Raw genomic sequence first — 4,951 nt, forward strand, 5'->3', positions numbered from 1 at the left:
TACTAGATGGAGAAATTATAGGAAATCCCGACGTGGAAGTTTCCAAACTCTCCAAGATCGAAGAAGGGACTGAGGGATCGCTAACTTTTTTAGCGAATCCTAAATACACATCCTATATTTATTCAACAAAAGCCTCCATCACGATTGTTAACAAAACCTTTGATGCCGAACATAATATCAGCACCACCCTCATACTTGTGGAGGATGCCTATAAGTCGTTTTCAAAATTATTGGAATACTACAATCAGGTAAAGCTTAATAAAACTGGAATCGAACACCCTGTATATATTGCAGAATCAGCAGTTTATGGACCCGATCATTATATTGGAGCCTTCACTTATATTGGCGAAAATGTTACCATTGGAGAAAATGTAAAAATTTATCCTAATGTATATATTGGAGCCAACTCTAAAATCGATGATAATGTCATCATATTCTCAGGTACGCAGATTCAATCTGAAACAGTGATTGGGAAAAATTGTATTATCCATAGCGGATGTGTCATCGGTGCGGATGGATTCGGATTTTCCCCAGATCAAGATGGGCATTACCAAAAGGTTCCACAAACTGGAAATGTTGTTTTAGGTAATTTTGTAGAAATAGGAGCTGGGACGACAATTGATCGTGCGACTTTAGGTTCTACTACCATAAAAGATGGCGTAAAACTGGATAATCAAATTCAAATCGCTCATAATGTAGAAATTGGAGAAGATACAGTCATTGCAGCTCAGACCGGTATTGCTGGATCAACTAAAATAGGTAAAAATTGCATTATAGGTGGACAAGTAGGTATTGTGGGGCATATCACCATTGGTGATCGTGCTAAAATTCAAGCGCAATCTGGAATTGGTCGCAATGTTAAAGATGACGAAGTACTCCAAGGTTCGCCAGCATTAAGCTACGGCGATTTTAATAAATCATATGTACATTTTAAGAATTTACCAAAATTGGTAGATAGAATTGATCAACTGGAAAAAAAATAATACAATGAGTAATCAGGCTGCAAAGCAAAGAACTATTGCAAACGAAGTTTCTTTGAGAGGTGTAGGATTACACACAGGTAAAGAGGTGACTATGACTTTTAAACCGGCACCAGAAAACTTTGGCTATGCGTTTAAAAGAATAGATTTGGAAGGTCAACCCGTAATAGAGGCTGATGCGAATTACGTGGTCAATACCCAACGAGGCACCAATTTGGAAAAAAATGGGGTGAAAATTCAAACCTCAGAACATGTTCTTGCTGCATTAGTAGGGTTAGAGGTCGATAATGTCCTTATCGAATTAGATGCATCTGAACCTCCTATTATGGACGGTTCTTCTAAATTCTTCATACAGGCTATTAAAGAAGCAGGTGTTGTAGAACAAAAAGCAGATCGGGAAGAGTTTATCGTCAATGACGTCATTTCCTATTCGGACGAGGAGAGTGGTAGTGAGATCACTATTATTCCTGCAGATGAATATCAAGTCACTACCATGGTTGATTTTGGGACCAAAGTATTGGGAACCCAAAATGCAACACTAAAAAAATTAAGTGATTTTGAATCTGAAATCTCCAATGCTAGAACCTTTAGCTTTCTACACGAAATAGAAACCTTGCTCGAACATGGACTTATAAAAGGAGGGGATTTAAACAATGCCATTGTTTATGTAGATAAGGAATTGTCTCAAGAGACCATGGAGAAACTTAGAGTTGCTTTTAAAAAGGATTCTATCTCAGTGAAACCTAATGGTATTTTAGATAACTTAACCCTTCATCATCCCAACGAAGCGGCACGCCATAAATTATTAGATGTTATCGGAGATCTAGCTCTGGTAGGGTGTAGAATCCGAGGGAAAGTAATTGCCAACAAACCTGGACATTATGTCAATACACAGTTTGCAAAGAAGCTATCTAAAATTATCAGAATTGAACGTAGAAATAAGGTGCCTAAATATGATTTGAATCAGCCGCCGCTAATGGACATCAATCAAATCATGAAAATTCTACCACATCGATTCCCTTTCTTATTAGTGGATCGTATTATTGAACTGTCGAACAATCATGTGGTAGGTATGAAAAATGTCACTATGAACGAACCGTTCTTCCAAGGGCATTTCCCAGGAGCACCAATTATGCCTGGAGTTTTACAGGTGGAGGCATTGGCACAAACTGGCGGAATATTAGCCCTAAGCACGGTGCCAGATCCGGAAAATTATTTAACTTACTTTATGAAAATTGATAATGTTAAGTTTAAGCAACAAGTGATTCCAGGAGACACCCTTATATTTAAAATGGAATTAATTTCCCCAATAAGAAGAGGTATTTGTCATATGCAAGCCTATGCCTACGCTAATGGTAAATTAGCAACTGAAGCAGAATTGATGGCACAAATAGTAAAAGTTAAAGATCAAACAAAGGAATAATGAATCAACCACTTGCATATGTGCATCCTGGGGCGAAAATCGCCAAAAATGTAGTAATAGAGCCTTTTGCGACCATAAATAATAATGTAATCATCGGAGAAGGAACATGGATTGGTAGTAATGTCACCATTATGGAGGGGGCACGTATCGGTAAAAATTGCAGTATTTTTCCAGGTGCTGTGATCTCAGCCATCCCACAGGATTTAAAATATAATGACGAAGATACCACGGTGGTAATCGGAGACAATACAACAATTCGCGAATGTGTTACCATCAATAAAGGAACCACAGATCGAATGAAAACCGTAATCGGTAAAAATTGCTGGATCATGGCCTACAGCCATATCGCACACGATTGTGTGGTTGGTGATCACTGCGTTTTTTCAAATAACAGTACTTTGGCTGGTCACATTACCGTAGGCGATTATGTTGTTCTTGCAGGAATGACTGCGGTGCATCAATTTTGCTCTATCGGCAACCATGCCTTTGTAACCGGTGGGTCTTTGGTTAGAAAAGATGTTCCACCTTATACCAAGGCAGCTAGAGAACCGTTATCCTATGTAGGGATTAATTCAGTAGGACTAAGAAGAAGGGGATACTCGACAGAAAAAATTAGAGAGATCCAGGATATCTACAGAATTCTATACCAAAAGAATTACAATAATTCTCAAGCAGTAGAAATTATTGAGGCCGAGATGGAAGCTACACCAGAGCGAGATGAAATCCTGCAATTCATTAAGGATTCTCAACGTGGAATCATGAAAGGTTATTTTAGTTCTAATCATTAAACAATATATATGGCATCTACATCAGATATTAGAAAAGGATTATGCATTCGTTTTAATCAGGACATTTATAAAATCATTGAATTTCTTCATGTAAAACCAGGGAAAGGTCCAGCGTTTGTCCGTACTAAACTTAAAAGTGTAACAACTGGAAAGGTGCTTGAAAACACATTTTCAGCGGGTCATAAAATTGATGATGTCCGTGTGGAAACAAGATCTTACCAGTATCTGTACCCTGAAGGAGATACATTCCACTTTATGAATACAGATGACTACAATCAGATTTCGCTTCAAAAAGAAGTTTTGGATGCGCCAGATTTATTAAAAGAAGGAGAAATTGTTACCATTTTATTTAATACCGAAGATAATATGCCGCTATCTGTTGATTTACCAGCGCATGTAATTTTGGAGGTTACCCACACCGAACCAGGTGTAAAAGGGAACACAGCGACCAACGCTACCAAGCCCGCTACTGTTGAGACTGGGGCTAGGATTAATGTGCCTCTTTTTATAAATGAAGGGGATCGTATTAAGATCGACACAGAAAAAGGCGCTTATATGGAGCGCGCTAAGGAATAATACACTTTATCAATGAAATTTCCACAGCAACATAGCTTGAAGCAGATTGCAGGTCTGTTAGACTGCTCTTATGTAGGAGATGATGATTTTCCAATTTTGGGAATGAATGAAATCCACGTGGTAACACCTGGAGATATTGTTTTTGTCGATCATCCTAAGTATTACGAGAAGGCATTGGAATCAGCTGCCACAGTGGTATTGATTAATAAACAAGTGGAGTGCCCCAAAGGTAAAGCCCTGTTGATCTCTGAGGATCCATTTCGTGATTTTAACAAGCTAACCGAGTACTTTAAGCCCTTCGAAAAAGCGACTCAACATATCGCTACTACCGCTACTATAGGTGAAGGAACTATTGTTCAACCAGGGGCGTTTATTGGGAACCACGTACGCATTGGAAAAAACTGCGTCATTCATGCCAACGTTTCCATTTATGACCACTGCGAAATTGGGGATAACGTCACCATTCACGCTGGGACAGTCATTGGTTCAGAAGCCTTTTATTATAAAAATAGACCAGATGCATTTGATAAATTAAAATCCGGTGGCAACGTTGTGATCCAGGATGATGTAGATCTTGGAGCGCTATGCACTATCGATCGCGGTGTAAGTGGCACAACACTGATAAAAAAAGGCAGTAAAATCGACAACCAAGTGCATATTGGTCATGACTCTGTTATAGGACATAAATGTTTAATAGCCTCTCAAGTAGGGATTGCTGGATGTGTAGTAATTGAAGACCAGGTAACCATATGGGGACAAGTAGGGATTGCAAGTGCTATTTGTATCGGGCAAAAGGCAGTTATATTAGCCCAGTCGGGAATTAGCAAATCTTTAGAAGGAGGGAAGACCTATTTTGGATATCCTGCAGAGGAGGCCAGAAAAAAATACAAAGAACTTGCTGGCATTCGAAAATTACCGGCGATCATTGAAAAACTAGGCTAAAATAACGTTTTGGGAGCCCTAAATTTATGTAGCTCAGTGAAAAGTAAAATCGATTTAAAATTAATGAGTAATTTTCAATTCTTTATTTCTCTATTCCTATTCAAAAGGCTATTTTTGCATAGCTTTAATTAAATTCAACCCTAATGAGTGTATTAGTAAACAAAGATTCAAAAATAATAGTACAAGGATTCACAGGTAGCGAAGGAACATTTCACGCTGAACAAATGATCGAATACGGAACC

The 4,951-nt window shown here is 38.4% G+C and carries 5 protein-coding genes and 1 pseudogene; all 6 read left to right on the top strand.

All coding sequences use genetic code 11. From position 1 onward, the window contains the following. On the top strand, positions 1-983 hold a 983-nt coding region (gene lpxD, locus VKY50_RS08110; protein ID WP_324300696.1), incomplete at its 5' end, for a UDP-3-O-(3-hydroxymyristoyl)glucosamine N-acyltransferase. Between the two features lie 4 nt (positions 984-987). Further along, positions 988-2,403 (top strand): bifunctional UDP-3-O-[3-hydroxymyristoyl] N-acetylglucosamine deacetylase/3-hydroxyacyl-ACP dehydratase, encoded by a 1,416-nt coding sequence (locus VKY50_RS08115; RefSeq protein ID WP_324300698.1) that lies wholly within the window; start codon positions 988-990, stop codon positions 2,401-2,403. Beyond that, positions 2,403-3,191, top strand: coding sequence for an acyl-ACP--UDP-N-acetylglucosamine O-acyltransferase (gene lpxA, locus VKY50_RS08120; RefSeq protein ID WP_324300700.1), 789 nt, complete (start codon positions 2,403-2,405; stop codon positions 3,189-3,191). Before VKY50_RS08115 ends, lpxA begins: the two co-directional genes overlap by 1 nt. Before the next feature lie 9 nt (positions 3,192-3,200). Then, positions 3,201-3,767: an elongation factor P gene (efp, locus tag VKY50_RS08125; RefSeq protein WP_324300702.1), complete on the top strand. Its 567-nt coding sequence runs from the start codon at positions 3,201-3,203 to the stop codon at positions 3,765-3,767. 12 nt (positions 3,768-3,779) lie between these two features. Next, positions 3,780-4,709, top strand: coding sequence for a UDP-3-O-(3-hydroxymyristoyl)glucosamine N-acyltransferase (locus VKY50_RS08130; RefSeq protein WP_324300705.1), 930 nt, complete (start codon positions 3,780-3,782; stop codon positions 4,707-4,709). Positions 4,710-4,852: 143 nt separating this feature from the next. After that, positions 4,853-4,951: pseudogene (locus tag VKY50_RS08135) on the top strand (succinate--CoA ligase subunit alpha); the annotation flags it as partial.

Source organism: Galbibacter sp. (assembly GCF_035306585.1).
GTDB lineage: Bacteria > Bacteroidota > Bacteroidia > Flavobacteriales > Flavobacteriaceae > Galbibacter.